1 pseudogene is annotated in these 320 nt (G+C 58.1%); it reads right to left on the bottom strand.

What is annotated here, in order from left to right:
- Positions 1 to 231 (bottom strand): annotated as a pseudogene (locus BK660_RS31140) (amidophosphoribosyltransferase); the annotation flags it as partial.
- Positions 232 to 320 lie beyond the last annotated feature (89 nt).

Here is a 320-nt window from a genome sequence, read left to right as displayed (position 1 = left end):
CGCGGTCGGATAACGGACGTGGCCGATACCCATGTGGCCGACCAGACGCTGCATGTGACGCTGCTGAAACACGTCACGCACTAGGCCATTGTCCTTGCGCAGGAACAACCGGCCATCATGGCTGGTCACGATACCGGCAGCGTCCTGGCCGCGGTGCTGGAGCACGGTTAGCGCGTCATACAGCGCCTGATTGACGTTCGACTTACCTACGATACCGACGATGCCACACATGCGACGCAACCCCTACTTAATGGATCTGAACTGAACAACACTCACTGAGGCGTTTTCGCCGACGGCAAGAGTTGCTCCTTGAACGGAAT

The sequence above is a fragment of the Pseudomonas brassicacearum genome (assembly GCF_003732265.1).
GTDB lineage: Bacteria > Pseudomonadota > Gammaproteobacteria > Pseudomonadales > Pseudomonadaceae > Aquipseudomonas > Aquipseudomonas brassicacearum_D.
The sequence above is the reverse complement of the archived record's forward strand: the minus strand, read 5'-3'. Positions and strand labels throughout refer to the sequence as shown.